Origin of the sequence: Amycolatopsis ultiminotia, assembly GCF_039536925.1 — a bacterium.
In the GTDB taxonomy this organism is placed as follows: Bacteria; Actinomycetota; Actinomycetes; order Mycobacteriales; family Pseudonocardiaceae; genus Amycolatopsis; species Amycolatopsis ultiminotia.
Genome location: NZ_BAAAZN010000015.1, coordinates 95546 through 121414, shown reverse-complemented (window position 1 = coordinate 121414; position 25869 = coordinate 95546). Strand labels below are relative to the sequence as shown.

General features: G+C 72.2%; 20 protein-coding genes. 13 read left to right on the top strand and 7 right to left on the bottom strand.

What is annotated here, in order from left to right:
- Positions 1–810: 810 nt before the first annotated feature.
- Both ABD793_RS29785 and ABD793_RS29780 read right to left on the bottom strand, forming a co-directional pair.
- Positions 811–1653, bottom strand: a complete 843-nt coding sequence (locus ABD793_RS29785) for a DUF4097 family beta strand repeat-containing protein (RefSeq protein ID WP_425548795.1) — start codon at positions 1651–1653, stop codon at positions 811–813.
- Positions 1654–2183: 530 nt separating this feature from the next.
- Positions 2184–2699, bottom strand: coding sequence for a toxin-antitoxin system HicB family antitoxin (locus tag ABD793_RS29780; RefSeq protein WP_344865943.1), 516 nt, complete (start codon positions 2697–2699; stop codon positions 2184–2186).
- A 126-nt stretch (positions 2700–2825) separates the two neighbouring features.
- Between ABD793_RS29780 and thyX the strand changes: the two genes are divergently transcribed.
- The 6 genes from thyX to ABD793_RS29750 all read left to right on the top strand — a co-directional run bounded on the left by thyX (position 2826) and on the right by ABD793_RS29750 (position 9669).
- Positions 2826–3578 (top strand): FAD-dependent thymidylate synthase, encoded by a 753-nt coding sequence (gene thyX / locus ABD793_RS29775; RefSeq protein ID WP_344865941.1) that lies wholly within the window; start codon positions 2826–2828, stop codon positions 3576–3578.
- On the top strand, positions 3578–3976 hold the full coding sequence (locus ABD793_RS29770) for an ACT domain-containing protein (protein ID WP_344865940.1): 399 nt from the start codon (positions 3578–3580) through the stop codon (positions 3974–3976). The genes thyX and ABD793_RS29770 overlap by 1 nt, the downstream gene beginning before the upstream one ends.
- Before the next feature lie 99 nt (positions 3977–4075).
- A complete protein-coding gene (locus ABD793_RS29765; RefSeq protein ID WP_344865938.1) occupies positions 4076–5317 on the top strand; it encodes an Nramp family divalent metal transporter in 1242 nt (413 codons plus the stop codon).
- A gap of 74 nt (positions 5318–5391) precedes the next feature.
- A complete protein-coding gene (locus ABD793_RS29760) occupies positions 5392–6858 on the top strand; it encodes a serine/threonine-protein kinase (protein ID WP_344865937.1) in 1467 nt (488 codons plus the stop codon).
- A gap of 103 nt (positions 6859–6961) precedes the next feature.
- Positions 6962–7975, top strand: coding sequence for a 4-hydroxy-tetrahydrodipicolinate synthase (gene dapA / locus ABD793_RS29755; RefSeq protein ID WP_344865936.1), 1014 nt, complete (start codon positions 6962–6964; stop codon positions 7973–7975).
- On the top strand, positions 7972–9669 hold the full coding sequence (locus ABD793_RS29750; RefSeq protein WP_344865934.1) for a ribonuclease J: 1698 nt from the start codon (positions 7972–7974) through the stop codon (positions 9667–9669). Before dapA ends, ABD793_RS29750 begins: the two co-directional genes overlap by 4 nt.
- A 209-nt stretch (positions 9670–9878) precedes the next feature.
- Here the strand turns inward: ABD793_RS29750 and ABD793_RS29745 are convergent, their stop codons facing one another.
- The 4 genes from ABD793_RS29745 to ABD793_RS29730 form a co-directional block, all read right to left on the bottom strand.
- Positions 9879–10823 carry an EamA family transporter gene (locus ABD793_RS29745; RefSeq protein WP_344865932.1) on the bottom strand — a complete coding sequence of 315 codons (945 nt, stop codon included), beginning with the start codon at positions 10821–10823 and terminating at the stop codon, positions 9879–9881.
- 49 nt (positions 10824–10872) lie between these two features.
- Positions 10873–11487: an NAD(P)H:quinone oxidoreductase gene (wrbA, locus tag ABD793_RS29740; RefSeq protein ID WP_344865930.1), complete on the bottom strand. Its 615-nt coding sequence runs from the start codon at positions 11485–11487 to the stop codon at positions 10873–10875.
- Positions 11488–11521: 34 nt separating this feature from the next.
- A complete protein-coding gene (locus ABD793_RS29735; protein ID WP_344865928.1) occupies positions 11522–12349 on the bottom strand; it encodes a lysophospholipid acyltransferase family protein in 828 nt (275 codons plus the stop codon).
- Between the two features lie 304 nt (positions 12350–12653).
- Positions 12654–12914: a hypothetical protein gene (locus ABD793_RS29730; RefSeq protein WP_344865926.1), complete on the bottom strand. Its 261-nt coding sequence runs from the start codon at positions 12912–12914 to the stop codon at positions 12654–12656.
- On the opposite strand from ABD793_RS29730, the gene ABD793_RS29725 reads away from it, so the two are divergent.
- Both ABD793_RS29725 and ABD793_RS29720 read left to right on the top strand, forming a co-directional pair.
- A complete protein-coding gene (locus tag ABD793_RS29725) occupies positions 12904–15237 on the top strand; it encodes a DNA translocase FtsK (protein WP_344865924.1) in 2334 nt (777 codons plus the stop codon). The two genes, ABD793_RS29730 and ABD793_RS29725, sit on opposite strands and share 11 nt — an antisense overlap.
- Before the next feature lie 44 nt (positions 15238–15281).
- The gene (locus ABD793_RS29720; RefSeq protein WP_344865922.1) at positions 15282–15689 is read left to right on the top strand and encodes a hypothetical protein; all 408 of its coding nucleotides are present in this window, start codon (positions 15282–15284) and stop codon (positions 15687–15689) included.
- A 12-nt stretch (positions 15690–15701) separates the two neighbouring features.
- On the opposite strand, the gene ABD793_RS29715 is transcribed toward ABD793_RS29720, so the two are convergent.
- Positions 15702–16223, bottom strand: a complete 522-nt coding sequence (locus ABD793_RS29715) for an amino-acid N-acetyltransferase (protein WP_425548792.1) — start codon at positions 16221–16223, stop codon at positions 15702–15704.
- Positions 16224–16374: 151 nt separating this feature from the next.
- Here ABD793_RS29715 and ABD793_RS29710 point away from each other — a divergent pair, with 151 nt between their 5' ends.
- From ABD793_RS29710 to ABD793_RS29690, 5 genes are all read left to right on the top strand, one after another.
- The gene (locus ABD793_RS29710; RefSeq protein WP_344865918.1) at positions 16375–18420 is read left to right on the top strand and encodes an acyltransferase family protein; all 2046 of its coding nucleotides are present in this window, start codon (positions 16375–16377) and stop codon (positions 18418–18420) included.
- A 1106-nt stretch (positions 18421–19526) separates the two neighbouring features.
- Positions 19527–23108, top strand: a complete 3582-nt coding sequence (locus ABD793_RS29705; RefSeq protein WP_344865916.1) for an AAA family ATPase — start codon at positions 19527–19529, stop codon at positions 23106–23108.
- Between the two features lie 97 nt (positions 23109–23205).
- Positions 23206–24654, top strand: a complete 1449-nt coding sequence (gene rimO, locus ABD793_RS29700) for a 30S ribosomal protein S12 methylthiotransferase RimO (protein WP_344865914.1) — start codon at positions 23206–23208, stop codon at positions 24652–24654.
- A complete protein-coding gene (gene pgsA, locus ABD793_RS29695; protein ID WP_425548791.1) occupies positions 24651–25313 on the top strand; it encodes a CDP-diacylglycerol--glycerol-3-phosphate 3-phosphatidyltransferase in 663 nt (220 codons plus the stop codon). Before rimO ends, pgsA begins: the two co-directional genes overlap by 4 nt.
- Positions 25313–25777, top strand: coding sequence for a CinA family protein (locus tag ABD793_RS29690; RefSeq protein WP_344865910.1), 465 nt, complete (start codon positions 25313–25315; stop codon positions 25775–25777). The genes pgsA and ABD793_RS29690 overlap by 1 nt, the downstream gene beginning before the upstream one ends.
- The last annotated feature ends 92 nt before the right edge of the window (positions 25778–25869 follow it).

Genomic DNA, 25869 nt, shown 5'->3' with positions numbered 1-25869 from the left:
ACTGCGACTGCGACTGCGACTGCGACTGCGACTGCGACTGCGACTGCGACTGCGACTGCGACTGCGACTGCGACTGCGACTGCGACTGCGACTGCGACTGCGACTGCGACTGCGACTGCGACTGCGACAGCGACAGCGACAGCGACAGCGACAGCGGCTCCGGTGGAGTGTGGAGTCCGTTGCGAGACAACGGGTTTGGCGGCCGACCGGGACCGGCGGTCCGGGCACCGCCATGCGGCGGCTGTGCGTCGCACGGTTTCGCGGAGAACCGTGTGGAGGGAACTGCGGTCGCGTCGTTGCGTCGTCGGGTGTTGTCGTGGCACTGCGAAGTGGGGGAGCCCATGCGGGACACCGCGAAGCCGTGACGGCTTGCCGGTGGGCGGTGAGGGAGCACCGCGGGGCCGTGTCGCCAGTGCCTGCCGCGGGCGTCGCGGGGCAGACGCGTCGGTGGGTGTTCAGGCGGGGTGTGCTGGTGGGCGTCCGACGGTCCGGGGGCTGCCGGGTGTGCTGGTGTGTGGTGGTCGGTCCGTGGGGCTGCCGGGTGTGGTGGCCGGGCTGTGGCGCCGGTGGGTGTGCTGTTCGACGGGCGCGACGGGGCGGCCAGGTGTGCTGGTGGGTGGTGGCGGGGTGTGCGGGAGAGAGGCGGGGCGGTGCACGCTCCGCGTACAAGAGGCCGGGTGTGCGGGAGCAGGGCGGGAGGTGGCACGAAGCGGCGGGCCGACCGGGTGCTCCGGTCGGCCCGCCGCCTCCCCCTGTGGCCGTCCGCGTCGTTTGTCCCTGGGGTGCGGACGGGTGTAGTTCGGGTGTGGGTCAGCCGGCGGCGCGGGTCACCACGGCGTTGCCGGTGCCGGTGCGGGCTCGTACCCGCAGGCTGACCTCGTCCTGCGGCGGGATGTCTGCCACGTCCAGTTCGCTCGACACCCGGCCCGCCGCGGAGGCCAGTTCGACCTCGGCGCGTACGCCTTCGCGGATGCCCACCCGGACCTCGCCCGAGCCGGTGATCAGTTCCAGCGATCCGGACGCCCCGTCGGCGACGGACAGGTCGCCACTGCCGGTCCGGGCCATCACCTCACCCGCGACGGTGCCGAGCCAGACGTTGCCGGTGCCGGTCGCGACGGTCGCCGCTCCGCCGATCGACGTCGCTTCCACCGAGCCGCTGCCGGTGCGCAGCTGCAGACCCGCCAACGTCGGGCCGAGCTTCACCGCGCCGGTGCCGGTGCGCACGATCGCCGCGCCGTCCGCACGGTCCAGCGCCACCTCACCCGAGCCGGTGAGGATGTCCGCGCGGCCCGCGGTTCCGGTCACCGTGACGTCCGCCGAACCCGCGCGCACCTCGACGTGCGTGCCGATCGGTGCGTGCACCGTGACCGCGATCGGCACGTTGCGCAGCTGCCACGCCTTGGCCGAGTGCACCACGAGCCGGTTGCCGGTCTTCTCGATCCGCGCCTGCCGCACCGCGTCCGCCGCCGAGGTCTGCGGAGCGACCCCGAGCTGATCGCCGAACCGCTCGCCGACCCACGACAGCAGGCTGCTCACGCCGTTCACCCACGACGGCTGCTCGCCGGTGTCGTGCTGCAGCCGCACGGTGGCCCCGGACTGTCGGTCGAGCATGACCTCGACGCGCCCGATCGTGACGCTCAGGTCCAGCTCCAGCGGGCCGTCGGCCTCGAAATCCTGAAGACGCGCATACGGGCCCGGATCCGGTTTGGTGTCCGAAGTGGACTCCGCCGCCCCGGTCCCGGCAGCATCCGCGGCCCGCGGCCCTGCGCCCGCACCGTCACCGGCAGTTTCGGCACCGGCGCCAGCGTTCTCAGTACTGCCGCCTGCGGCCCCGGCGCTCCCGCCAGTGGCCCCGGCACTCCCGCCTGCGGCCTCGGCACTCCCGCCTGCGGCCTCGGTACTGCCACCCGCAACCTTCTCGCCGGTGGCCTCTGCACCCGTGCCAGCGTCCGGGGCTTCAGCACCAGTGCCCAGGCCCTCGCTGTCCCCGGCCCCGGTGCCCGACCGCTCGGCATCGGTGGCCTTCGCGTGCATGCCATGCCCCGTCGGCTCGGCGGCGGGCCGACTGCCTGTCCCGGCAGCTGCACTGTCCTCGACCGCCGCGGACCCGGTGCCCGGGTCCGTCCGCGGGTCGGTGTTCTTCCCCTGGTCTTCCCGGTTCTCGCCCATGGTGGTGCCCCCTTCTAGCCTTCGACCCAGCCGTGCAGCTTGGTCTCGTTCCGGCTTCCCTGGTTCCAGCGCTGATGGCGCTGCTGGTGCTGCTGCGCCTGGCCGAGCGCCCCCTGCACGGCCTGCGCGACGAACGTGTTCAGCGAAACCCCCTGCGCGGCCGCGGCCTGTTCGGCCTGGCCCTTGATCTGCTCGACGAGCCGCAGCGTGATCCGCGAGATGTCCCCGCCGTCGCCGAGCGGCGGTGGCGGCGGCGTCGTCGTGTGCGGCTGCCCGGCCGGTTCCTCCTCGGCGCCGGTGACGACCACCCGCACGTCGCGGCCGTCCAGCCGGACGTCCACCACCTGCCCCGGCAGCGCGGCGGTCACCTCCGCGGCGAGGTCGGCCAGTGCGTTCATCAGCGTGAGCCGGACCGCGGGTTCGAGCGCGGAGGACAGCAGGGCGGCCGCACGCCGGGTCTGCTCGTCCCCGGCGGAAGCCGTGTTCACGAGGTCTTCGCGAAGGGTCGCGATGTACGGCGTCAAGTCCATGACACCACTATGACGTCAGCTGTGGCGTCACGTCAAGTCGTGGTGGTGTCACGGCGCCCGCTCCCGGGTCGCGGCCGTCCCGGCGGTTAGGCTGCCCGGGGAGTCGCCGAAGGAAGAGGGAGTGTCGTGGCCGAGACCGTGTCGCCCAAGGTGCAGCTGATCGCGAAGACGGAGTTCTTCCCGCCGGAGGACGTGCCGTGGTCGACCGATGCCGACGGGGGCCAGGCGCTCGCCGAGTTCGCCGGGCGGGCGTGCTACCAGTCCTGGAAGAAGCCGAACCCGAAGACCGCCACGAACGCCGGCTACGTCGAGCACATCATCGACGTCGGCCACCTTTCCGTGCTGGAGCACGGATCCGTGAGCTTCTACATCACCGGCATCTCGCGCTCGCTCACCCACGAGCTGATCCGGCACCGGCACTTCTCCTACTCGCAGCTGTCCCAGCGCTACGTGCCCGAGCGCGACGCCGCGTTCGTCGAACCGGACGTGATCGCGAACGATCCGGAGCTGCACGAGAAGTTCGTCAAGGCCGCGCAGGCCAGTGCCGACGCCTACACCGAGCTGCTCGCCGGTCTCGAGGACAAGTTCGCCGACGCGCCGAGCGCCACGCTGCGCCGCAAGCAGGCGCGCCAGGCCGCCCGCGCAGTGCTGCCCAACGCCACCGAAACCCGCATCGTGGTCAGCGGCAACTACCGCGCCTGGCGGCACTTCATCGCCATGCGCGCGACCGAACACGCCGACGTCGAGATCCGCGAGCTGGCCGTGGAATGCCTGCGGCAGCTGCAGAAGGCGGCGGCCAACGTGTTCGCCGACTTCACCATCTCGACGCTGCCCGACGGCACCGAAGTGGCTTCCAGCCCGAAGGTCCTCGAGGGCTGATGAAACGTCTCGCGATCGACGTCCGGCCGGGCGATTACTCGGTGGTGCGGCTGGCGGGCGACGCGCCGGTGCCCGCTGAGCTGTTCACCCCGGCGGACTCGGCGCTCGTATCGGTGACCAGGACTCCGCACGAGCTGTCCGTGATCTGCCCGGCAGGGCGCGAGCCCGGTGGCGGCGTCATCGAGCGCGGCTGGCGGCTGCTCAGTGTGCGCGGGCCGCTCGAGTTCACGCTCACCGGCGTGATTTCCGCGCTCGCGTCCGAGCTGGCCGCGGCAGGCGTCGCGCTGTTTTCCCTGTCCACCTTCGACACCGATCACATCCTCGTCCGCGGGGACGAGCTGGACCTCGCCGTGCGGGCCTTCCGCGACAGCGGGCACGAGGTCGCCCTTCCCGGCTGACGCTCCGCCGCCACGTGGTGCGGCACACCCTTGCGGGCTAAAGTTCGGCATGCCTAAACTTCGTTTTAGGAGACCCGACAGCACGGGATGGGTGGCGACATGGCGGTGGCGGAAGCGGCCCGGCCGCGCCGGTTGTCGCGGCTGCGCGCGAGCACGGCGCTGCTCGGCCCGGCCTTCGTCGCCGCCATCGCCTACGTCGATCCCGGCAACGTCGCGGCCAACGTCAGTGCCGGTGCGGGCTACGGTTACCTGCTGGTCTGGGTGATCGTCGCGGCGAACCTGATGGCCGTGCTCGTGCAGTACCTCTCGGCGAAACTCGGCCTGGTCAGCGGGCGGTCGCTGCCGGAGGCGCTGCGCGATCGGCTGTCCCGCCCGGCCCGGCTCGGGTACTGGGCGCAGGCCGAGGTCGTCGCGGTGGCCACCGACCTGGCCGAGGTGGTCGGCGGCGCGATCGCGCTGAACCTGCTGTTCGGTCTTCCGCTGCTGGCGGGCGGGCTGATCACCGGGCTGGTTTCGCTGGTGCTGCTCGTGGTGCAGGACCGCGGCGGCCAGCGTCCGTTCGAACGCGTGGTGACCGGTCTGCTCGCGGTGATCGCGATCGGCTTCCTGGCGAGCCTGTTCGTGGCGCCGCCGTCGGCCGCCGGGCTCGTGCACGGGCTCGTGCCCCGGTTCAGCGGGAGCGACAGCGTGCTGATCGCCGCGGCCATGCTCGGCGCCACCGTGATGCCGCATGCGGTGTACCTGCATTCCGGACTGGTACGGGACCGGCACGGCGCGGTGGAACCGGCACGGCAGCGGCGGCTGCTGCGCGCCACCCGTTACGATGTCGGCTTCGCGATGCTGCTCGCCGGCGCGGTCAACCTCGGCATGCTGCTGGTCGCCGCCACCAACCTGCAGGGCCGGCAAGGGGTCGATTCGATCGAAGGGGCGCACGGTGCGGTCGCCGCGGCCCTCGGACCGGGTGCTGCGTTGCTGTTCGCGATCGGGCTGCTCGCTTCCGGGCTCGCCTCCACGTCGGTCGGCGCGTACGCGGGCGCGATGATCATGCAGGGCCTGCTGCGCAAGCGAGTGCCGATCGCGGTGCGCCGGCTCGTCACGCTGGTCCCCGCGGTGGTGGTGCTCGCGCTCGGCGCGGACCCGAGTACCGCGCTGGTGGTGTCGCAGGTGGTGCTGTCGTTCGGCATCCCGTTCGCACTGGTCCCGCTGATCCGGCTCACCGCCGACCGCGGGCTGATGGGCGAGCAGGTCAACCGGCGGGTCACCACGGTGCTGGCCGGCGCGGTCGCCGCGGTGATCATTCTGCTCAACGTGGTGCTGGTCGGACTCACCGTCGGCGGCTGAACGGACGGGAACCGGTGGCGGCCACGCGCGGTCGGACTAGCATCTGCGCGAACCCGACCGAGGAGCCCGACCCCGTGACCGACGAACAGACCCGCCCCAACGACCCGGCCGCGGGCGCCCGCGTGGTGGCCGGCCGCTACCTGCTGCTCGCCGAACTCGGCCGGGGCGGCATGGGGGTGGTCTGGCGGGCCCAGGATCAGGTGATCGGCCGGCCGGTCGCGATCAAGGAGCTGCGGCTGTCCCCGGAACAGGGCCATGACGGGGCGGCGATCTCCGAACGCGTGCTGCGCGAGGTCCGGGCGGGTGGCCGGCTCAACGATCCGGCGGTGGTCACGGTGTTCGACGTGGTCAACGACGGCGGCGCCACGTGGATCGTCATGGAGCTGGTGGAAGCGCCCACGCTCGCGGACCTGGTGCGCCGGTTCGGCCCGATGCCTGCGCAGCAGGTCGCGGTGATCGGGGAGCAGGTGCTGTCCGCGCTGCAGGCCGCGCACGCCGCCGGAATCGTGCACCGCGACGTGAAGCCGGCCAACATCATGGTCGCCCAGGACGGCCGGGTGAAGCTCACCGACTTCGGCATCGCGCACTCGATCGACGATCCGCGGCTCACCGTCACCGGCACCCTCGTCGGCTCCCCGGCTTTCATGGCCCCGGAACGGGTCGAGGGCCGCGAGGCGATGCCCGAATCGGACCTCTGGTCGCTCGGCGCCACGTTGTTCTTCGCGGTCGAGGGCATCGTCGCTTTCGAACGTCCTACCACCGCCGCGACGCTGCACGCGGTCATGACCGAGACGCCCTATCCCACCCGGGCGCAGGGCCCGGTCGCCGCAGTCGTGGCCGGTCTGCTCGTGGCACAGCCGGAAGCGCGGCTCACCGCGCCACAGGCCCGCGCGCTGCTCGCCACAGCGACCGGGCACGATCGGCGCACCCCGCCGCCGGGCACCGTCGCGATACCGCAGCCGCCCGCCCGCAAGGCCCACCGCGACCGGTGGGTCGCCGCGGGCGCGGTGCTCGTGGTCGCGGCGCTGGTCGGCGGGTTCTTCCTGGGCCTGCCGGTCTGGTCGCCTGCCGAGGACGCGCAGCAGCTGGAAACCGTGACCTACGGGCCGGACGGGTACCTCAAGACTTCGATCTCCACGACGGACCTCTGCTACAACGTGGTGATCCAGCCGGGAGTGGTGATCAGCAGCGACAGCAGCGGGGACTGCGACAAGAACCACACGCTCGAGGTGTACGACAACGCCAAGGCGCTGCCGAGCGACAGCAGTTACGGCAGCGACGACAGCGAACTCGCCGCGTACCCCGGGGTCGAGGAGCTGAGCAAGGCCGCCGAGGCGCGCTGCGAGATCGCCTTCCACTCCACCGTGGTGCCCGAGAAGCAGCGCGGGGACCTCGTGTACCGGGCGCTCGTGCCGTCCCAGAAGGAGTGGGAGCTGGCGCCGGAGAACGACACCAGCAGCCCGGTGCGCGACTTCTACTGCGTGCTCACGCGTGCCGACAACGGGCAGATCCCGGCGCAGATCACCACCAAGGTCAAGTAGCCGCACGCGAGAAGTTCCGCCGCCCGCGTCCCGGCAACGGAAATTCTCCGCATCCAGCAGGTCCGGGCCGGTTTCGGGGTCCGCACGGGGTACCGTCTTGGCTATGTCCACCCCACCCTCCGCCGCGCCCGGACGCCCCTTCGGCCGCGTGCTCACCGCGATGGCCACGCCCTTCGACCGCGACGGTGCGCTGGACGTGAAGCGCGCGCAGGAACTCGCCGAATACCTCGTGGATCTGGGCAACGACGGCCTCGTCGTGAACGGCACCACGGGGGAGAGCCCGACCACCACCGACGCGGAGAAGACCACCCTGCTCCGGGCCGTCGTCGAGGCGGTCGGTGACCGGGCCACGGTGGTCGCCGGGGCGGGGACCAACAACACCGCGCACAGCGTCGAGCAGGCGAAGGCCGCCGCGGACGCGGGTGCGCACGGGCTGCTCGTGGTCACCCCGTACTACTCACGGCCCAGCCAGGCCGGGCTGTATGCGCACTTCACCACCGTCGCCGACGCCACCGAGCTGCCGGTGCTGCTGTACGACATCCCGCCGCGTTCGATCGTGCCGATCGAGGTCGACACACTGCAGCGGCTGGCCGAGCACCCGCGGATCGTCGCGGTGAAGGACGCCAAGGGCGACCTGATCGCGGGTTCCGAGGTCATCGCCAGTACCCACCTCGCCTACTACTCCGGCGACGACGGCCTCAACCTGCCGTGGGTCTCGGTCGGCGGGGTCGGCGTGGTCAGCGTGATCGGGCACGTGGTGGCGGGCCGGATCGGCGCGATGATCGACGCCTACGAGAGCGGCGACACCTCGACCGCACGTACGAACCACCGCGCCATGCTGCCGGTGCTGCGGGCGATGTCGCGCGTGGGCGGGGTCACCTTCACCAAGGCGGCGCTGCGGCTGCGCGGGTTCGGCATCGGCGACCCGCGGCTGCCGATCGTGCCCGCCACCGACGACCAGCTGCTGGCGATCGCGGCCGACCTCGGACAGGGCGGGGTGCCCCTGGAGGACACCGCCGCCTCGGACTGGCACGGCGCCAGGGTGGCCCAGGCGGATTCGCAGGCGGCCTACGTGGCCCCCACCTCGCACACCAGCGTGGGTACCCTGCCCCGGTGAGCTCATTACCCCTCGGCCCCGGCCCGACCCACCTCCCGCCCGCCCTGCCCGACGGCGCACTGCGCGTGGTCGCGCTGGGCGGCATCGGCGAGGTCGGACGCAACATGACCGTCTTCGAGCACGACGGGCGGCTGTTGATCGTCGACTGCGGCGTCCTGTTCCCCGAGGACGACCAGCCCGGCGTCGACCTGATCCTGCCCGACTTCCGCACGATCGAGGACCGGCTCGACGACGTCGACGGCCTCGTGCTCACCCACGGGCACGAGGACCACATCGGCGCGGTGCCGTTCCTGCTGCGGCTGCGCCCCGACCTGCCGATCTACGGTTCGCGCTTCACCAACGCGCTGCTCGCGGCCAAGGCCAAGGAGCACCGCCAGCGGCCGAAGCTGACCGAGGTGCGCGAGGGCGAACGGCGCAAGGTCGGCGGGTTCGACCTGGAATTCTTCGCGGTCAACCACTCCATCCCGGACGCGCTGGCGGTGGCCATCCGCACCCCGGCGGGGGTGGTCCTGCACACCGGAGACATCAAGCTCGACCAGCTGCCGCTGGACGGCAGGCTCACCGACCTCGCCGGCTTCTCCCGGCTCGGGGACGAGGGCGTGGACCTGTTCTGCGTGGACTCGACCAACGCCGAGGTGCCCGGGTTCGTGACGCCCGAACGCGACATCGGCCCGGTGCTCGACGACGTGATCCGCAAGGTCGGCCAGCGGGTGATCGTCGCATGCTTCGCCAGCCACGTGCACCGCGTGCAGCAGGTGCTGGCCGCGGCGCAGCGGCACGGCCGCCGGGTGGCGTTCGTGGGCCGGTCGATGGTGCGCAACATGGGCATCGCGGCCGAACTGGGCCTGCTGGACGTGCCGGAAGGTCTGCTCTTGGACCTCGACCAGGCGAGCAACCTGCCGGAGAGCAAGGTGCTGTTCGTCTCCACCGGTTCGCAGGGCGAGCCGCTTTCCGCGCTGTCGCGGATGGCGCGCGGCGAGCACCGGCAGATCTCCATCCGGGCCGGGGACACCGTGGTGCTCGCCAGCTCGATGATCCCCGGCAACGAAACCGCGGTGTTCGGCGTGGTGAACGGCCTGACCCGGCTCGGTGCGAACGTGGTGCACCAGGGCAACGCGAAGGTGCACGTGTCCGGGCACGCGTCCGCGGGCGAGCTGCTCTACCTGTACAACGCGGTGCGCCCGAGCAACGTGATGCCGGTGCACGGCGAGTGGAAACACCTGCGTGCCAACGGAGAGCTGGCCGTGCGCACCGGCGTGGCACCGGACAACGTGGTGATCGCCGAGGACGGTGTGGTGGTGGACCTGGTCGACGGCAAGGCCACCCGCACCGGCCGGGTCGAGGTCGGGCACGTGTACGTGGACGGACTTTCGGTGGGCGATGTCGGCGAGTCGACGCTGTCGGACCGGCTGGTACTCGGCGAGGGCGGGTTCATCTCGATCAGTGTCGCGGTGGATTCCAGCACGGGCCGCGCGGTGAGCAGCCCGACCGTGTCCGGCCGTGGTTTCTCCGACGACCCGAAGGCACTCGACAGCGTGCTGCCGCTGGTGGAGATGGAGCTGGCGCGCACCGAGGCCGAGGGCATCACCGACACGCACCGCATCGCGCAGGCCGTGCGCCGGGTGGTCGGACGGTGGGTGGCCGACACCTACCGGCGCCGTCCGATGATCGTGCCCACGGTCATCCCGGTCTGACCCGGCGCCGCCCGGCCGCCAGCGCCAGTGCCAGCACGGCGGTGGCGGCCTGGCGGGCGAGCGCGTTGCGGGCCCGGCGCTGTTCGGCACGGTTCGGTCTGGACACGGCGGCCTCCCGGTTCCGGTCGATTGCCGTCATCCAGTGTCCGGGGCGGAGCGGGCGCGCACATCCCGCTCAGGTCTGGTGCCGGCTCATCCGTGCGGACGACTCAGGTGACCCCCGCGGAGTTGCGCTGGACGAGGAAGGCCCCGCCGAGCAGCAGCACCGCCCCGAAAGCCTGTGGCCAGGCAAGGGATTCGCCCAGCAGGGCCCAGGCGAACGCGGTGGTCGCGAGCGGCTCGACGAGACCGAGCACGCTCGCCACCGAAGCGGGCAGATGGCGCAGTGCGGAAATGCCCAGCAGGTACGACAGCACTGTGGACAGCACCACGAGCGCGGCCAGCAGCAGCCACACCGGCGGCGTCCACGGTCCGAACGCGACATTGCGCGTGGTGAGCGACCAGGGCAGCGTCCACGGCGGCGCGAGCACGCCCACGATCACCGCACCGATCACCATGCCCCAGGTGACCAGGCCGAGCGGATCCCGTTGCGCGACCGCGCGTTCGCCGAGCAGGAAGTAGCCGGCCGAGCAGATCGCCGCGCCGAACCCGGCGAGCAGTCCGACCGCGTCCAGCCGCAGCCCCTGCCACACCTGCGCGACGAGCGTCAGGCCCAGCATGGCCAGCCCGATCCCGCCCCACATCGCGCGCGGCAGCCGGGTCCGCCGCACCACCCGGACCCAGAGCGCGATCAGCACCGGTGCCATGAACTCCAGCAGGATCGCGACGCCGACCGGGATCCGGTCGGCCGCGATGAAGTACATCAGCTGGGTGCCTGCCACGCCGAGCAGCCCGTAGGCGAGCAGCATCGGCCATTCCCCGCGCCGCACGCGCAGGGACCGCGGGGCCAGGATCGCGGTACCGGCCAGCAGCAGGAGCCCGGCGCAGCCGATCCGCACGGTGGCCACCTGCTCCGGGGAGAGCCCCGCGGTCATCGCCGGTTTGCCCAGCGAACCGGACGTGCTGAAGAAGAGCGCGGCCAGCAGCACGAGCAGGACGCCGCGGCCACGGCGGGTGTCCCGCGGTGGCGCGGCGACGGGCAGTTCGGTGGTCACGCCGGCGACGGTACGGCCCCGCGGTCGCGGGCCGGAACCGGTTTTCCTGCTACTGCACGGCTTTCCGCCCGGCGGTCAGGTTCGTGGTGATCGTCGCGAGCCGGGTCCCCTGCCGCCGCAGCGCGCCCAGCGCCGGCTCGTCGGGGGCGGCGGACTTGCGCGAGACGAACGAACCGCCGTACGGGTTGCCCGACTCCAGCAGATGCGGATCGGCGTAGCCGAGCGGGACCACGATCGCGCCCCAGTGGTAGAAGATGTTGTTCGTGGCCAGCACGGTCGACTCCAGCCCGCCGTGCGCGGTGGACGCCGTGGTGAACGAGGTGGCCACCTTGTCCGCCAGTTTCCCCTGTGCCCAGAGGCCGCCTGTGCTGTCCAAAAAGGACTTCAGCTGGGCGGCCGGGCCGCCGAACCGGGTCGGGCTGCCCACCGCCAGCCCGTCCGCCCACTCCAGGTCGGCCAGTGTCGCGTACTCGTGGTGCGGGCCGGAATCGACCCACTCCTGCCAGCGCGGATTGCTCGCGACGGCGCCGTCCGGCGCGGTTTCCGGCACGGTGCGCAGACGCACCTCCGCACCGGTCTCGGTGGCGCCCTCGGCCAGGGCGGTGGCCAGCGCGGCGGTGTTGCCGGTCGCGCTGTAGTAGACGACGAGAATGCGAGTGCTCACGCCGGGCGACTCTAGCGGCGCCGCCCCACCGGTCTCAGGATCCGGACGCCCGCACGGGTTTCCAGGGGCTGACCGTGTCCGTCGGCCGGGTCGGATCGTGGAAGCGGGGCCGGACCGGTTCGTCGCGCCGCAGCGGAACCAGCCCGTCAGTGACCGCTTGCATGATCTTCGCGTGCGCGCGCACCCCGGCGCCCGGCCGTTCCGGCTCCACCCCGGACAGGTCCACCGGCTCGCCGAAGTGCACCTTGAACCGCGGACGGCGCAGCGGGGCACTCAGTCCGGAGCGGGCGAGCGGCACCAGGTCGGCCGGCCCGTTGACGGTTTCGGTGCCCCAGTACACCGCCTCGTGCGCACCCCACTGGCTGATCGGGAGCACCGGCACCCCGGCGGCGAGCGCGAGCCGGGCGGCGCCGGTCTTGCCGCGTTCCGGCCACAGACCGGGGTCGTGGCTGATCCGGCCCTCCGGGTAGACGATGATCGGCTCCCGCGTCGTGCGCAGCGCCTCGGCGGCCTCGGCGAACTGGCCGACCGCGGTGGCCGCCTGGCTGCGGTCCACCCGCAGGTGCCCGCTCACCCGCAGCGCCGGGCCGATCACCGGGGCGTCAAGTATCCCGCCTGCCAGCATGAACCGCGGGTTGATGCCGATCCGCTTGCACGCCGCCATCAGCACGAACGCGTCGAACACGCCGATGTGGTTGGCCACCATGAGCAGCGGCTGCGCGCGCAGTCGCGCCGGTACGGATCCGGTGACCACGAGCTTCCCGACGAGGTTCACCAGCCCGCGGTCGACGTTCAGCATCGTCCGCCAGATCGCCGGGGCCCGGCGCACGGCCGGAAGATCGTCCTGATGCGGCGCGAACATGCGCAGAGCATGTCATGACCACGGTCACCGGGAGCGCCCCGGTCGTGGCCTGCGGCGCGCCGCCGTCCCGGGGACCCGCCGGGGTGGACGGCGCACGCTGAACCGCATCCGGGCAGCACGCCGGTCGTGCTTTACCGGTGCGCGGTGGGTGGCGAACTCGCGCTCGACGGCCCGAATCCCGGCCGGCCCTCCGGAGGCCGCACGGGCACTTGCCGTCACTCCGGGTGACTACCGGAGGGATCCGGCCGTGACGATTGATTCGGCTGCGGTGCGAGTGGCGCATGGGACTATTGCGGTTCGCCGGTTACCGTGGAGGCATGGCTGGGTCGGCGACGAGGAAGCGGAGCACGGCGAGCGGCGGGAAAGCGCCTGCGCGGGGTTCGCGCACGCCGTCGAAGGCGGCCGGCGGCCGCTCGACGGGGGCGAAGTCGTCCGGGAGCCGTTCGTCCGCGGGCCGGTCCTCCGGCAGCCGCCCGGCGAGTTCCCGTGCACGCACGCCGGCGCGCCGTTCCGCGGCCCGGCGCGGCCGCTCGTCCGGTGCCTTCGGGCGCGGGGTGCGCGGCACCTGGAACCTGATGGCCAAGGGGATGGGCACGCTCGCCCGCACGGTCGGGCGCACCCGGGAGCTGGAGCCCGCGCACCGGCGTGACGGCCTGGCCCTCGGGCTGATCGCGCTCGCCATCGTTGCCGCGGTCGGCGTGTGGTGGCGGGGCGCAGGGCCGATCGGTTCCGCGGTGGAGGTCGCCACCCGTACCGTCCTCGGCGCCGGTGCGGTGACGCTGCCGCTGGTGCTCGTGGTGGTCGCGGTCGCGCTGATGCGGTCCGAACCGCAACCCGAGACCCGGCCGCGGATGGTCATCGGCACCCTGCTGGTGGTGCTGTCCGTGCTCGGGATGCTGCACATCTTCACCGCGCTCCCGGAAACCAACGACGCCAGGATGTACGCGGGCGGTGCGCTCGGCGCGTTCGCCGGCGGCCTGCTCACCAAGGGCGTGACCATGTGGGTCGCGGTGCCGTTGCTGATCCTCGCGCTGCTCTTCGGCGTGCTCGTGTTCACCGGTACGCCGGTGCGCGAGATCCCGCACCGGCTGCGCACCTGGGGTCTCGACGAACAGGAGCTGGCCGACTACGACGCCGGGCACCCCGAGACCACCGCCGAACCGGACGCGGTCACCGAGGCCGATCCGAAGGCGGTGCGGCTGCGCAAGCCGTCCCGGCGCCGCCAGTCCAGCGCCGGCGACGGCGAGCAGCTCGACCTCGACGCCGCGCTCGCCGAACCGCCCACGCCGATCCGGCCGCCGAAGCCTGCCGCCAAACCGGCCGAGGTCCCGGAGAAGAAGCCGAAGAAGGAGGCCGAGCCGGCGCTGTCGGTCACCCGGACCGTCGAAGGCGACTACCAGCTGCCGCCGCCGGACCTGCTCCAGCTCGGCGAAGCGCCGAAGTCCCGCAGCAAGGCCAACGACGCCATGATCGAGGCGATCACCGGCGTGCTGGACCAGTTCAGCATCGACGCGCAGGTCACCGGGTTCACCCGGGGGCCGACGGTCACCCGGTACGAGGTCGAGCTGGGCCCCGGCGTGAAGGTCGAGAAGATCACCGCGCTGACCAAGAACATCGCCTACGCGGTGGCCACCGACAACGTCCGGCTGCTCGCGCCGATCCCGGGCAAGTCCGCGGTGGGCATCGAGGTGCCGAACTCCGACCGGGAGATGGTGCGCCTCGGCGACGTGCTGCGCGCGCCCACCACGGTCAAGGACACCCATCCGATGCTGATCGGGCTGGGCAAGGACATCGAAGGCCAGTTCGTCACCGCGAACCTCACGAAGATGCCGCACCTGCTGGTGGCCGGGTCCACCGGTTCCGGTAAGTCCAGCTTCGTCAACTCGATGCTGGTTTCGCTGCTGGCGCGGTCGACGCCGGACGAGTGCCGGATGATCCTGATCGACCCGAAGATGGTCGAGCTGACCCCGTACGAGGGCATCCCGCACCTGATCACGCCCATCATCACCCAGCCGAAGAAGGCCGCGGCCGCGCTGGCCTGGCTGGTCGAGGAGATGGAACAGCGTTACCAGGACATGCAGGCCAACCGGGTGCGCCACATCGACGACTTCAACAAGAAGGTGCGCTCCGGGGAGATCACCGCGCCGCCGGGCAGCGAGCGCGAGTACCGGCCCTACCCCTACATCATGGCGATCGTCGACGAGCTGGCCGACCTGATGATGACCGCACCGCGCGACGTGGAGGACGCGATCGTGCGGATCACCCAGAAGGCCAGGGCCGCCGGTATCCACCTGGTGCTGGCCACCCAGCGGCCGTCGGTGGACGTGGTGACCGGCCTGATCAAGACCAACGTGCCGTCCCGGCTGGCGTTCGCCACCTCGTCGCTCACCGATTCGCGGGTCATCCTCGACCAGCCGGGCGCGGAGAAGCTGATCGGCATGGGCGACGCGCTCTACCTGCCGATGGGCGCCGGGAAACCGGTGCGCATCCAGGGCGCGTTCGTCGGCGACGAGGAGATCTCCGCGGTCGTCAATTTCGCCAAGGAGCAGGCGCAGCCGGAGTACACCGACGGCGTCACCGCGGCGAAGGCGGGCGAGAAGAAGGAGATCGACCCGGACATCGGCGACGACCTCGACGTGCTGCTGCAGGCCGCGGAACTCATCGTCACGTCGCAGTTCGGCTCCACCTCGATGCTGCAGCGCAAGCTGCGGGTCGGCTTCGCCAAGGCCGGACGGCTGATGGACCTGCTGGAAAGCCGGGGCGTGGTCGGCCCGTCGGAGGGGTCGAAGGCCCGCGACGTGCTGATCAAGCCCGAGGAAATGGAATCGGTGCTGTTCATGATCCGCGGTGGTGACGCGCCCGCCGACGAGGACGGCGAAGACGGGTGAACCTGCGGTGCAACCGGGGGCCGGGGCCGTGCCGTCCTGGCTCCATGGACGCCAGGAGATTCGCTCTGACCGTCGGCGCGACCGCGGTGCTCGCCGCAGGTGCCGGTGGCTCCGTCGCGCTCGCGCAGACCCACCAACCGCGCACCGCCGAACCCGGCCGTGACGTCGTGCTCGGGAACGGCGAAGAGACCTGGTTCGCCGGCCGGGACCTCACCGTGCGCTATACCGGGCTCGTGTCGGATTCGCGGTGTCCGCGGCAGGTGCAGTGCTTCGCTCCGGGGGACGCCGTCGTCTCCGTCGCGCTGGCCCAGCCCGGGAGCGGCGAGCGCACCAGCTCGCAGCTGCACACCGGCCACCCCGGCCCGCGCGAGACCACCTACGCGGCGACGACCGTGCAGCTGATCGGCGTGAGCACGGCGGGGGACCGGATCACGCTTCGCCTGACGGACTGAGCGGGCCGGGGTTCAGAACTCCAGCAGCATGCGTGCGTTGCCGAGGGTGTTGGGCTTGACGTAGGGCAGGTCGAGGAATTCCGCGACGCCCGGGTCCAGCGAGCGCCGCATCTCCTCGTAGACCTCGTGCGACACCGGCGCGCCGTCGATCTCCACGAAGCCGTGGCCGGCGAAGAACGAGGTCTCGAAGGTGAGCACGAACAGCCGGCGGAGACCGAGTTCGTGGGCCTCTTCGACGAGCCTGCCGACGAGCGCGTGGCCGACCCCGCGCCCGCGGGCGGCCTTGTCCACCACGACCGTGCGCAGTTCGCCGATGTCCTCCCACAGCACGTGCAGTGCGGCGGCACCGAGCACGTCGTCCGACCCGTCCGAGGCGATCCAGAACTCCTGCACCGCCTCGTACAGCGTGACCAGGTCTTTTTCCAGCAGAACGCGGCCGGCGTCGGCGTCGACGAGGGCTTTGATCTTGCGGACGTCGGCGATCCGGGCACGCCGGACGGACGGGGGAGCGGGATCGAGGGACACGTCTGTCAAGATATCGAGTGCCGCGCCTGGGTGATCGGGGCGGCTCCGCCGGGGGACCCCCGCGTGCCCGCGGTTGCGAGCTGTCACGTATAGCTCATACCGGCACGTGCCCGTTGTCCGCCGTCTCCGGCCCGCCCCGGCCCCTTGGAGGAACAAACAGATGTCCGGGACCACCGCGGTCGCGCCCGCCCGGCCGGGGCCGCCGGCTCCGTCCGAGGCACAGGCGAGGTTCCGCCCCGAACTGCAGGGCGTTCGTGCGCTGGCCTCGGTGCTGGTCGTGGTCTACCACGTCTGGCTGGACCGGATCTCCGGTGGCGTCGACGTGTTCTTCCTGGTCTCCGGCTTCCTGATCACCGGCCAGCTCTACCGGGCGCTGCTGCGCGGACGGATCCAGCTGCGCAGCACCTGGGGCCGGATGATCAAGCGGCTGTTCCCGGCCGCGATGACCGTGCTGCTCACCGTCGTGGTGGTCTCGCTGCTGCTGTTGCCTGCGGACCGCTGGTTCCAGACCATCCGCGAGGTCTTCGCCTCCGCGCTGTTCTACGAGAACTGGCAGCTCGCCGCGGACTCGGTGGACTATTTCGCCCAGCACAACAGCGCGAGCGTGGTCCAGCACTTCTGGTCGCTGTCCATCCAGGGCCAGTTCTACCTGCTCTGGCCGATCCTGTTCGTCGGGCTCGGCCTGCTCGTGCGACGGCTCGGCTGGTCGCTGCGGCACACCGTGACCCTGCTGCTGGTGGTGTTCTTCGCCGCGTCGCTGGCGTACTCGGTGTACCTCACGAACGTCGACCAGCCGCTGGCCTACTTCCACGGCCTCACCCGGGTGTGGGAGTTCGCGCTCGGCGGGCTGATGGCGATGTTCCTCGACTCGTTCACGCTGCCCAGGGTGCTGCGCATCCTGCTCGGCTGGATCGGCGTGGCCGGGCTCGTGCTGTGCGGCATCCTGCTGCGCGTCGACTCGGTGTTCCCCGGCTGGATCGCGCTGTGGCCGACGCTGTCCGCGGGACTGGTGCTGGTCGCGGGCCAGACCGGGAGCAAGCTCGGCGCGGACCGGTGGCTCAGCTCGAAACCGCTGGGCTACCTCGGCAACATCAGCTTCTCGCTGTACCTGTGGCACTGGCCGGTGCTGGTGTTCTACCTGGTGGCCCGTGACCGGGTGGCGGTCGGGCTGCTCGGCGGCGCGGTGGTGCTCGGGGTGTCCTTCGTGCTGTCGGTCCTCACCTACCACCTGATCGAGAACCCGATCCGGCTGTCGAAGATCGGCACGGTCAAACGCTGGGGCGCCTACCGGTTCGGCGTGCTCGCGCTCGCCCCGGTGCTGGTCGGGGCGGGCATCTGGGGTGGCGTGAGCAGTTCCCAGGCGAACTTCACGATCACCGCCGACGACCAGGACCACCCCGGCGCGGTCGCGCACACGCCGGGATTCGTCTACCGCGGTTCGGCCAACCCGTCGATCGTGCCGCCCACGCTCAAGCTGCCCGAGGACTGGGCGGGCATCACCGACGACAAGTGCACCACCTCGCCGCGCAACCAGGAGCTGAAGGTCTGCACGCAGAAACCGCAGGGCACGCCGAAGAAGCGCGTGGTGCTCGTCGGGGACTCGCACATGCAGCAGTACCTCGCGGCGTACCTGCCGCTGGTCGACTCCGCCGGCTGGGAGGTCACGTCGATGCTCAAGGGCGCCTGCCCGTTCTCCACCGACGCCGACCTGATGCCCGGTGACCAGGGGTGCATCGACTGGAACAAGGCGGCCGCGGACGAGGTCGTGGCGATGCACCCGGACGCGGTGGTGACGCTGGGCAGCGTGAACACCCGCGCCGGGATCACCGAAACCACGCCGCAGGGATTCGTGAACCAGTGGTCGAGGATGGACCAGGCGGGCATCCCGGTGGTGGCGCTGCGGGACAACCCGCGGTTCGCGTTCAACATGGCCGCCTGCGTGGCACAGCGCAGCCCGCAGGACCCGGCGTGCACCCTGCCGCGGGCTTCGGTGCTGCCGCCTGCCCCGACGTACCAGACGGCCAAGGGCGTGCCGCCCAACGTGTCCTTCCTGGACTTCACGGACTACTTCTGCACCGGGGACAGCTGCCCGGCGGTGGTCGGCAACGTGCTGGTGTACATGGACGACAACCACCTCACCGCGACCTTCCTGACCACGCTGGCACCCGTCGTCGGCAAGGAGATGACCGACGCGCTCCGGTGGTGATCACGGTGTGTCCCGGGTCCGGCACAATGGGAGCGGGGCAGGCCCACTGCCCGTGACGCACGAGGGGGAAGCGGGGTTCCATGACGGGCGCAGGGTGGGACGCATTCCAGGCCGCACAGTCCGCTGCGGCAACAGGCCGTACGACCGCGCTGACCGGCCCGGACGGAACGGTGTGGCTGCTCGCACCCGGCCAGGCGTGGCAACGGCGGCTCCCTGACGGGAACTGGCAGTACACCCAGCCTCCCGCCGACCCCGGCTACCGCGCGGCGGCCCGCCCCGCGCCACCCGCGCCGGGCACCCCCACCCCACCCGCACCGGCCGGATACCCCCCACGACCGGGCGGCGGGCCCGGATTCACCGGACCGGACACCGGCCCCGGCGGTGCGCCGGGTCAGCCGGGCGGCTTCGCGGCTCCGCCGGGCGGGGCGGTTCCGGGCCGGCCCGGTGGCTACCCGGCTCCGCCGGGCGGGCCGGGACCGGGTCAGTCGGGTGGTTTCCCGGGCCAGCCGGGTGGTTCGGGCCCGGGGCAGTCAGGCGGCTTCCCGGCTTCGCCGGGCGGGCCGGGTCCAGGCCAGTCGGGTGGTTTCGCGGCTTCGCCGGGCGGACCGGGTCCAGGTGAGCCTGGTGGCTATCCGGCTCCGCAGGGCGGATCGGTTCCGGGCCGGCCAAGTGGTTTCCCGGGCCAGCCGGGTGGTTCCGCGCCCGGTCAGCCGGGTGGGTTTCCCGGCCAGCCGGGCGGTTCGTCGGCAGGGCAGCCGGGCGGGTTTCCGGGTCAGCCGGGCGGTCCGGGCACCGCGCAGCCCGGCGGATTCCCCGGGCGGCCGGACGGGCCGGTTCCGCAGGCCTACTCCGGCCAGCCGGGTCCCTACCCGCCGCAGTCCGGGTTTGCGCCGGCGCCGCAAGGGAGTTCCGGGCCGCAGGGTGGTTCCTGGTCCGGGCAGGCACCGGCGCCGCAAGGGCCGTCCGGTGGGACGCAGCAAGCGCCCGCCGGAGGGGCGTGGCCCGCGGCGCAGGGCGGGGCTCCCGGACAGGCGAACGCCCAGCCCGGTGGCTTCCCGCAGGGCACGCCCGCCGGTGCCGCGCCGAACCAGGGCGACCGGGCGCCGGTGCGGGTGGACGACGTGGGCCAGGAGGGTGCGTTCGTCTGTGGCACCGAGTCCGTCGCCGAGTTCCTCGCCAAGGCCGCCCGGGTGATCGGCTGGGCGGACGCCAGCAGGCACGGCACGCAGAACGGGCCGGGCGAACCCGCCCCGCCCGAGCCGAAGGCCCCGGTCAAGCCGAAACCGCCCTCGTCGCGCCCCAAACGCGGCATGCTCGACGACCTCGCGCGCAACACCCGCTCGGCCACCATCGACCTGCTCGCCGCGGGCAACCGGATGCGGCAGCGCAACGGGGACCGCGAAAAGCACGAGCGCGCGATGGCCGAGTACGAACGCGAGTACGCCCAGTACGAACAGGCCCGCGAGGCCTGGCGCACCGCCTACGCCGAATGGGAGAAGCGGGAGGCGGTCCGCACGTCGTCGGGCACGAAGCAGCCGAACCCGCTCATCCTGCTCGTGGGCGAGCCGAACACCGGGCAGCGCAGGTTCCAGCGGTCGCTGGGGGCGGCGCTGAAACAGGCCGACATCGGATTCGACGGCACGGTGTGGTTCGACAGCCCCGGGATCGTCGCCGACTCCGGTGACGATCCGGTCGAGCAGGTCATCTCCCGCGTCGTCGGGGACCTGGAGAAGGGCGGTTCGCCGGTCATCCTGGCCAAGCAGGTCGACGCCCTCTTCGCCAAGGATGCCGCCGGGACGGCGCGGCTGTTGCGCAACTACGCGCACGACCAGAACAGCTGCCGGGTTCTCGTGCTCGACTGCACCGAACGGGTGCTGGAACAGCTCTCCACCGAGGCGCCGGACCTCCTCCAGAACGTGCTGCAGTACCGGCTGCCGCGCTTCGACCGGCCGGCCCCTGCCGCCTCGCTGCTGGACGTGCTCGCCACCGAGCGGTCGTTCGCGCTGCCGCCCGACGTGCGCGACCGGCTCGCGCAGATCGTGCGGGAGCCCAGCGCACGCGGCGTCGAAGCGCTGCTCGACGCCGCGGGACGGCAGGCCATCGTGCGGGGCGCGGCGCCCGGCGGGCGGGTCACCATCACCCACGAGGACGCGGCGCCGATCATCGCCGCGGCCGGGCAACGTGGCGGCACCCCGCTCGAAGACCTGCTGGCCGAGCTCGACGGGATGATCGGCCTGGACGCGGTGAAACAGCGGGTCCACTCGCTCGCCTCGGAAATGGCGATCGACGCGCGGCGCCGCGACGCGGGCATGAAGGTCGCGGTCCGCAGCCGTCACCTGCTGCTCACCGGCAACCCCGGCACGGCCAAGACGACCGTCGCCCGCTTGCTCGGGAAGATCCACCAGGCACTGGGCGTACTGCCCAAGGGCCACGTCGTCGAGGTGACCCGTACCGACCTGGTGGGCGAGTACACCGGCCAGACCTCGCCGAAGACCCGCGCGGCGTGCGAACGGGCCGTCGGCGGCGTGCTGTTCATCGACGAGGCCTACAACCTGGTCACCGACGAGGACGACGACTACGGCCGCGAAGCCGTCGCCGAGCTGCTGGTGCAGATGGAGGACCACCGCGACGACCTGGTGGTGTTCGCGGCCGGGTACCCGAAGGAGATCGACACCTTCCTCGAATCGAACCCCGGCCTGCGCTCGCGGTTCGCCGGCCGGATCGAGTTCCCGGACTACTCCAACGACGAACTGGCGCAGATCTTCCGCGCAATGGCGAAGAGCCAGGGCTACGAGCTGACCGACGACTTCGTGACCGCGCTGCCGGAGGCGGTCCGGCGGATCCCGCGCGGGCGCGGCTTCGCGAACGGCCGGTCGGCGCGGGTGCTGCTGGAAGCGGCCATCGGCAAGCAGTCCAACCGGCTCGCCGCCGAAGCGCACCCCGCCGACGAGGAGCTGGCCCGGCTGGTCGCCGCCGATCTGCCGCAGCCGGGCGAGTCCGGGGTGTCCGCAGTGGACGACGCCGGGCCGCGGCGGAGCCTCGACGAGCTGCTGGCCGAGCTGGACGCGATGATCGGGCTCGATCCGGTGAAGCGGCGCGTGCGGTCGATGGTCGACGAGATGGCCGTCGACGCGCGCCGCCGCGAGGCCGGGCTGCAGGTCGCGGTGCGCAGCCGCCACCTCGTGTTCACCGGGAACCCGGGCACGGCGAAGACGACCGTGTCCCGGCTGGTCGGGCAGATCTACCGGGAGCTGGGCGTGCTGCCCTCGGGGCATCTGGTCGAGGTCGGCCGGGGTGACCTCGTGGCCGAGTACTCCGGCCAGACCGCGCCGAAGACGCGTGCGGTGTGCGAGCGGGCCGCCGGCGGCGTGCTGTTCATCGACGAGGCCTACAACCTCGTGCGCGACGACCACGACGACTACGGCCGCGAAGCCGTCACCGAACTGCTCGTCCAGATGGAGAACCACCGGGACGACCTGGTGGTCTTCGTCGCCGGCTACCCACAGGAGACCGACGAGTTCCTGGCGTCGAACCCGGGTCTGCGCTCGCGCTTCTCCGGGCGCATCGAGTTCCCGGACTACTCCAACGAGGAGCTGGCCGCGATCTTCGCACTGATGGCGAAGAGCCAGGGCTACCGGCTCGACGACGGGCTCGCCGCGGCGCTGCCGGAGGCGATCCGGCGCATCCCGCGCGGCCGGGGCTTCGCGAACGGCCGGTCCGCACGGGGTCTGCTGGAGTCCGTGATCGGCGTGCAGTCCGGCCGGCTGGCGGCCGCGCCGGACACCCCGGCCGACGAACTGTCCGTGCTCGTGGCCGCCGATCTGCCGAGCGAGTCCGGCGTCGCGGTGACCGACGCGGCCGGACCACGCCGGGGCCTCGACGAGCTGATGGCCGAGCTCGACGGCATGATCGGACTGGACGAGGTCAAGGAACAGGTCCGCGCGCTGGTCGCGGAGACCCGGCTGGACGCCCGTCGTCGCAAGGCGGGGCTGCCGGTCGGGGCGCGCAGCCGGCATCTCGTGTTCACCGGCAATCCCGGCACCGCCAAGACGACCGTCGCCCGCCTGATGGGGCAGCTGTACCGCGAGCTGGGCGTGCTGCCCTCGGGACACCTGATCGAGGTGGCCAGGCCGGACCTGGTCGCCGAGTACATCGGCCAGACCGCGCCGAAGACCCGTGGGGTGTGCGAGCGGGCGATCGGCGGGCTGCTGTTCATCGACGAGGCCTACACCCTCGTCCAGGACTCGGCGAACGATTTCGGCTCCGAGGCCGTCGCCGAACTGCTCGTGCAGATGGAGAACCACCGCGAGGACCTGATCGTGATCGCCGCGGGCTACCCGGCGGAGATGGACCGCTTCCTCGATGCCAACGCGGGCCTGCGCTCCCGATTCGGTGCCACGGTGCACTTCGCCGACTACGACGACACCCAGCTGGCGGCGATCTTCACGGCCATGGCAGGCAAACAGGGCTACCGCCTGGCTGCCGACCTCGCCGAGTCGCTGCCCGGGATCATGGCGGGCCTCGACCGTGGCGCGGGCTTCGCCAACGGCCGCTCGGCGCGTGGCCTGCTCGAACGGGCCATCCGCGCGCAGGCGATGCGGCTCGCCGGCGACGACGTCGACCTGGAGGCACTGGCGGACACGGAGCTGACGCTGCTCACGGTGGCGGACGTGCCCGCGGGTTCGTGACGCGGCCGCGGGGGTGCCGAGCGGCCGTACGGCGCCCCCGTGCGCCGATGGTCGGCCGTCGCCGGGGCGCCCGGATGCGGCGGCTACCCTGAACGTCGTGCCTTCTCCCACCACAGAGCCAGCCGGTAGCCGACGTGTTTCCCTCGTGACCTTGGGCTGCGCCCGCAACGAGGTCGACTCCGAGGAGCTGGCGGGCCGGCTCGCCGCCGGGGGATGGGAACTGGCCGCGGAGCCGGAGGACTCCGACGTGGTCGTGGTGAACACCTGCGGCTTCGTGGAGTCGGCGAAGAAGGATTCGGTCGACACGCTGCTCGCCGCGGCCGACACCGGCCGCAAGGTCGTCGCCGTCGGGTGCATGGCGCAGCGGTACGGCACCGAGCTGGCGGAGAGCCTGCCCGAAGCCGACGCGGTGCTCGGCTTCGACCACTACGCCGAGCTGTCCGACCGGCTCGACGACGTGGTCGCCGGCCGCGCGCTCGCCTCGCACACGCCCTCCGACCGGCGGAAACTGCTGCCGATCAGCCCGGTGCAGCGGCCCGCCGCATCCGATGCGGTCGAGGTGCCGGGGCACGCCCAGCACGGCTGGGGCCCGCGCGTGCTGCGCACCCGGCTGGACGATTCACCGGTCGCCGCGCTGAAGGTCGCCTCCGGCTGTGACCGGCGCTGCTCGTTCTGCGCGATCCCGTCGTTCCGCGGGTCGTTCGTGTCGCGGCAGCCGGACGAGATCGTGGCCGAGGCCGGCTGGCTGGCCGAGCACGGCGTCAAGGAGCTGTTCCTGGTCAGCGAGAACTCCACCTCCTACGGCAAGGACTTCGGCAGGGACGGCTCGAGCGCGCTCGAGCGGCTGCTGCCGCGGCTGGCCGGGGTCGAGGGCATCGAACGGGTGCGGGTGTCCTATCTGCAGCCCGCGGAAACCCGGCCGCAGCTGGTGCAGGCCATCGCGGGCACGGCCGGCGTCGCGGACTACTTCGACCTGTCCTTCCAGCATTCCAGCGAGCAGGTGCTGCGCCGGATGCGCCGGTTCGGCTCCACCGATTCGTTCCTCGCGCTGACCGAGCAGATCCGCGAGCACGCGCCGGAGGCGGGCATCCGGACCAACGTGATCGTCGGCTTCCCCGGCGAGACCGAGCACGACCTCGCCGAGCTGGAGCGGTTCCTCACCGGCGCCCGGCTCGACGCGGTCGGCGTGTTCGGCTACTCCGACGAGGACGGCACCGAGGCCGAGACGTTCGCGGACAAGCTCGATCCGGCCGAGGTCGCCGAGCGGGTCGCGCGCGTTTCGGCGCTGGTCGAGGAGCTGACCGCGCAGCGTGCCGAGGACCGCATCGGCACCTTCGTGGACGTGCTGGTCGAACAGGCCGCCGGGGACGGCGACGACGCCGTGGGCCGGGCCGCGCACCAGGCGCCCGAGGTCGACGGCGAATGCGTGCTGCTGGAGGATCCGCAGGCCCCCGCGGTGGCGGTGGGCGAGCTGGTCCGCTGCGCAGTGGTCGACTCCGCCGGCGTCGACCTGATCGTCCGTCCGGTACGGGAAACCGACCGGTGAATGCCGCACCGAGCGACGCCGGCGAGGGCCTGCCCCGCGCCGCTGCGGCGTCCGGCGCCGTCGAAGGGGGTGCCCAGGTGCCTGCAGCGACGCCGGTGCCGACGCTCAACCTGGCAAACCTGCTGACCATCTCGCGGCTGGTGCTGGTGCCGCTGTTCGTCGTCGCGCTGTTCATGGGCGAGGGCGCGGACACCACCTGGCGGGCGATCGCGACCGGCCTGTTCGCCATCGCCTCGGCCACCGACCAGGTCGACGGATGGGTGGCCCGCCGCTACGGACTGGTCACCGATTTCGGCAAGATCGCCGATCCGATCGCGGACAAGGCGCTGATCGGGGCCGCGCTGATCGGGCTGAGCGTGCTCGGCGAGCTGCCGTGGTGGGTGACGATCGTGATCGCGGTCCGGGAGATCGGCGTGACCCTGCTGCGGTTCTGGGTGATCCGGCACGGCGTGATCCCGGCCAGCCGCGGTGGCAAGGCGAAGACGATGACCCAGATCGTCGCGATCGTGGGGTACCTGCTGCCGCTGCCCGCCGGCGCGGACCCGGTGCGCTGGGTGCTGATGGGCCTGGCGGTCGTGCTGACCGTGGTCACCGGCGTGGACTACCTCGTCCGCGCGATCAGGCTGCGTGCCGCCGGCCGTCGTGCGACGGGTGCCTGATGACCGGCGCGCGGGATCTCGTGGCGACTCTCACCCGCAGAGGGGAGACCGTGGCCGTCGCCGAATCACTGACCGCGGGGCTGGTGTGCGCGACGCTGGCCGAGGTACCCGGTGCCAGCGCGGTGCTGCGCGGCGGACTGGTGGTCTACGCCACCGATCTGAAAGCCGTGCTGGCCGGCGTCGACGAACGGCTGCTGGCCGAGCACGGTGCGGTCCATCCCGAGGTCGCGGCCCAGCTGGCGGCCGGTGCGCGGGAGCGCTGCGGGGCCACCTGGGGGCTGGGCCTGACCGGGGTCGCCGGGCCGGATCCGCAGGACGGGATCGCGCCGGGCACCGTGCACCTCGGGCTCAGCGGTCCGGGCACCGAGGTGGTCCGTGAACTGGCCGGGGAGGGTGACCGGGCGGCGATCCGGGTCGCCGCGGTGCGCGCGGCGTTCGCCCTGCTGGGGGAACATCTACACTGATCGGAGCGTTCGCCCTTGGCGTACGCACGTGTCAAGTCCTGCACCCGGGCCGCCGCTCTGGGTAACGTAGGAGGCACCAGTTCGGGAAGGGA

Excerpts from the sequence above, each read along its gene's own strand:
- ABD793_RS29690 (WP_344865910.1), top strand. The coding sequence starts at position 25,313 with ATGACCGGCGCGCGGGATCTCGTGGCGACTCTCACCCGCAGAGGGGAG.
- ABD793_RS29735 (WP_344865928.1), bottom strand. The coding sequence starts at position 12,349 with ATGTTCGCGCCGCATCAGGACGATCTTCCGGCCGTGCGCCGGGCCCCG.
- ABD793_RS29710 (WP_344865918.1), top strand. The coding sequence starts at position 16,375 with ATGTCCGGGACCACCGCGGTCGCGCCCGCCCGGCCGGGGCCGCCGGCT.
- ABD793_RS29765 (WP_344865938.1), top strand. The coding sequence starts at position 4,076 with ATGGCGGTGGCGGAAGCGGCCCGGCCGCGCCGGTTGTCGCGGCTGCGC.
- ABD793_RS29780 (WP_344865943.1), bottom strand. The coding sequence starts at position 2,699 with ATGGACTTGACGCCGTACATCGCGACCCTTCGCGAAGACCTCGTGAAC.
- ABD793_RS29720 (WP_344865922.1), top strand. The coding sequence starts at position 15,282 with ATGGACGCCAGGAGATTCGCTCTGACCGTCGGCGCGACCGCGGTGCTC.
- dapA (WP_344865936.1), top strand. The coding sequence starts at position 6,962 with ATGTCCACCCCACCCTCCGCCGCGCCCGGACGCCCCTTCGGCCGCGTG.
- ABD793_RS29770 (WP_344865940.1), top strand. The coding sequence starts at position 3,578 with ATGAAACGTCTCGCGATCGACGTCCGGCCGGGCGATTACTCGGTGGTG.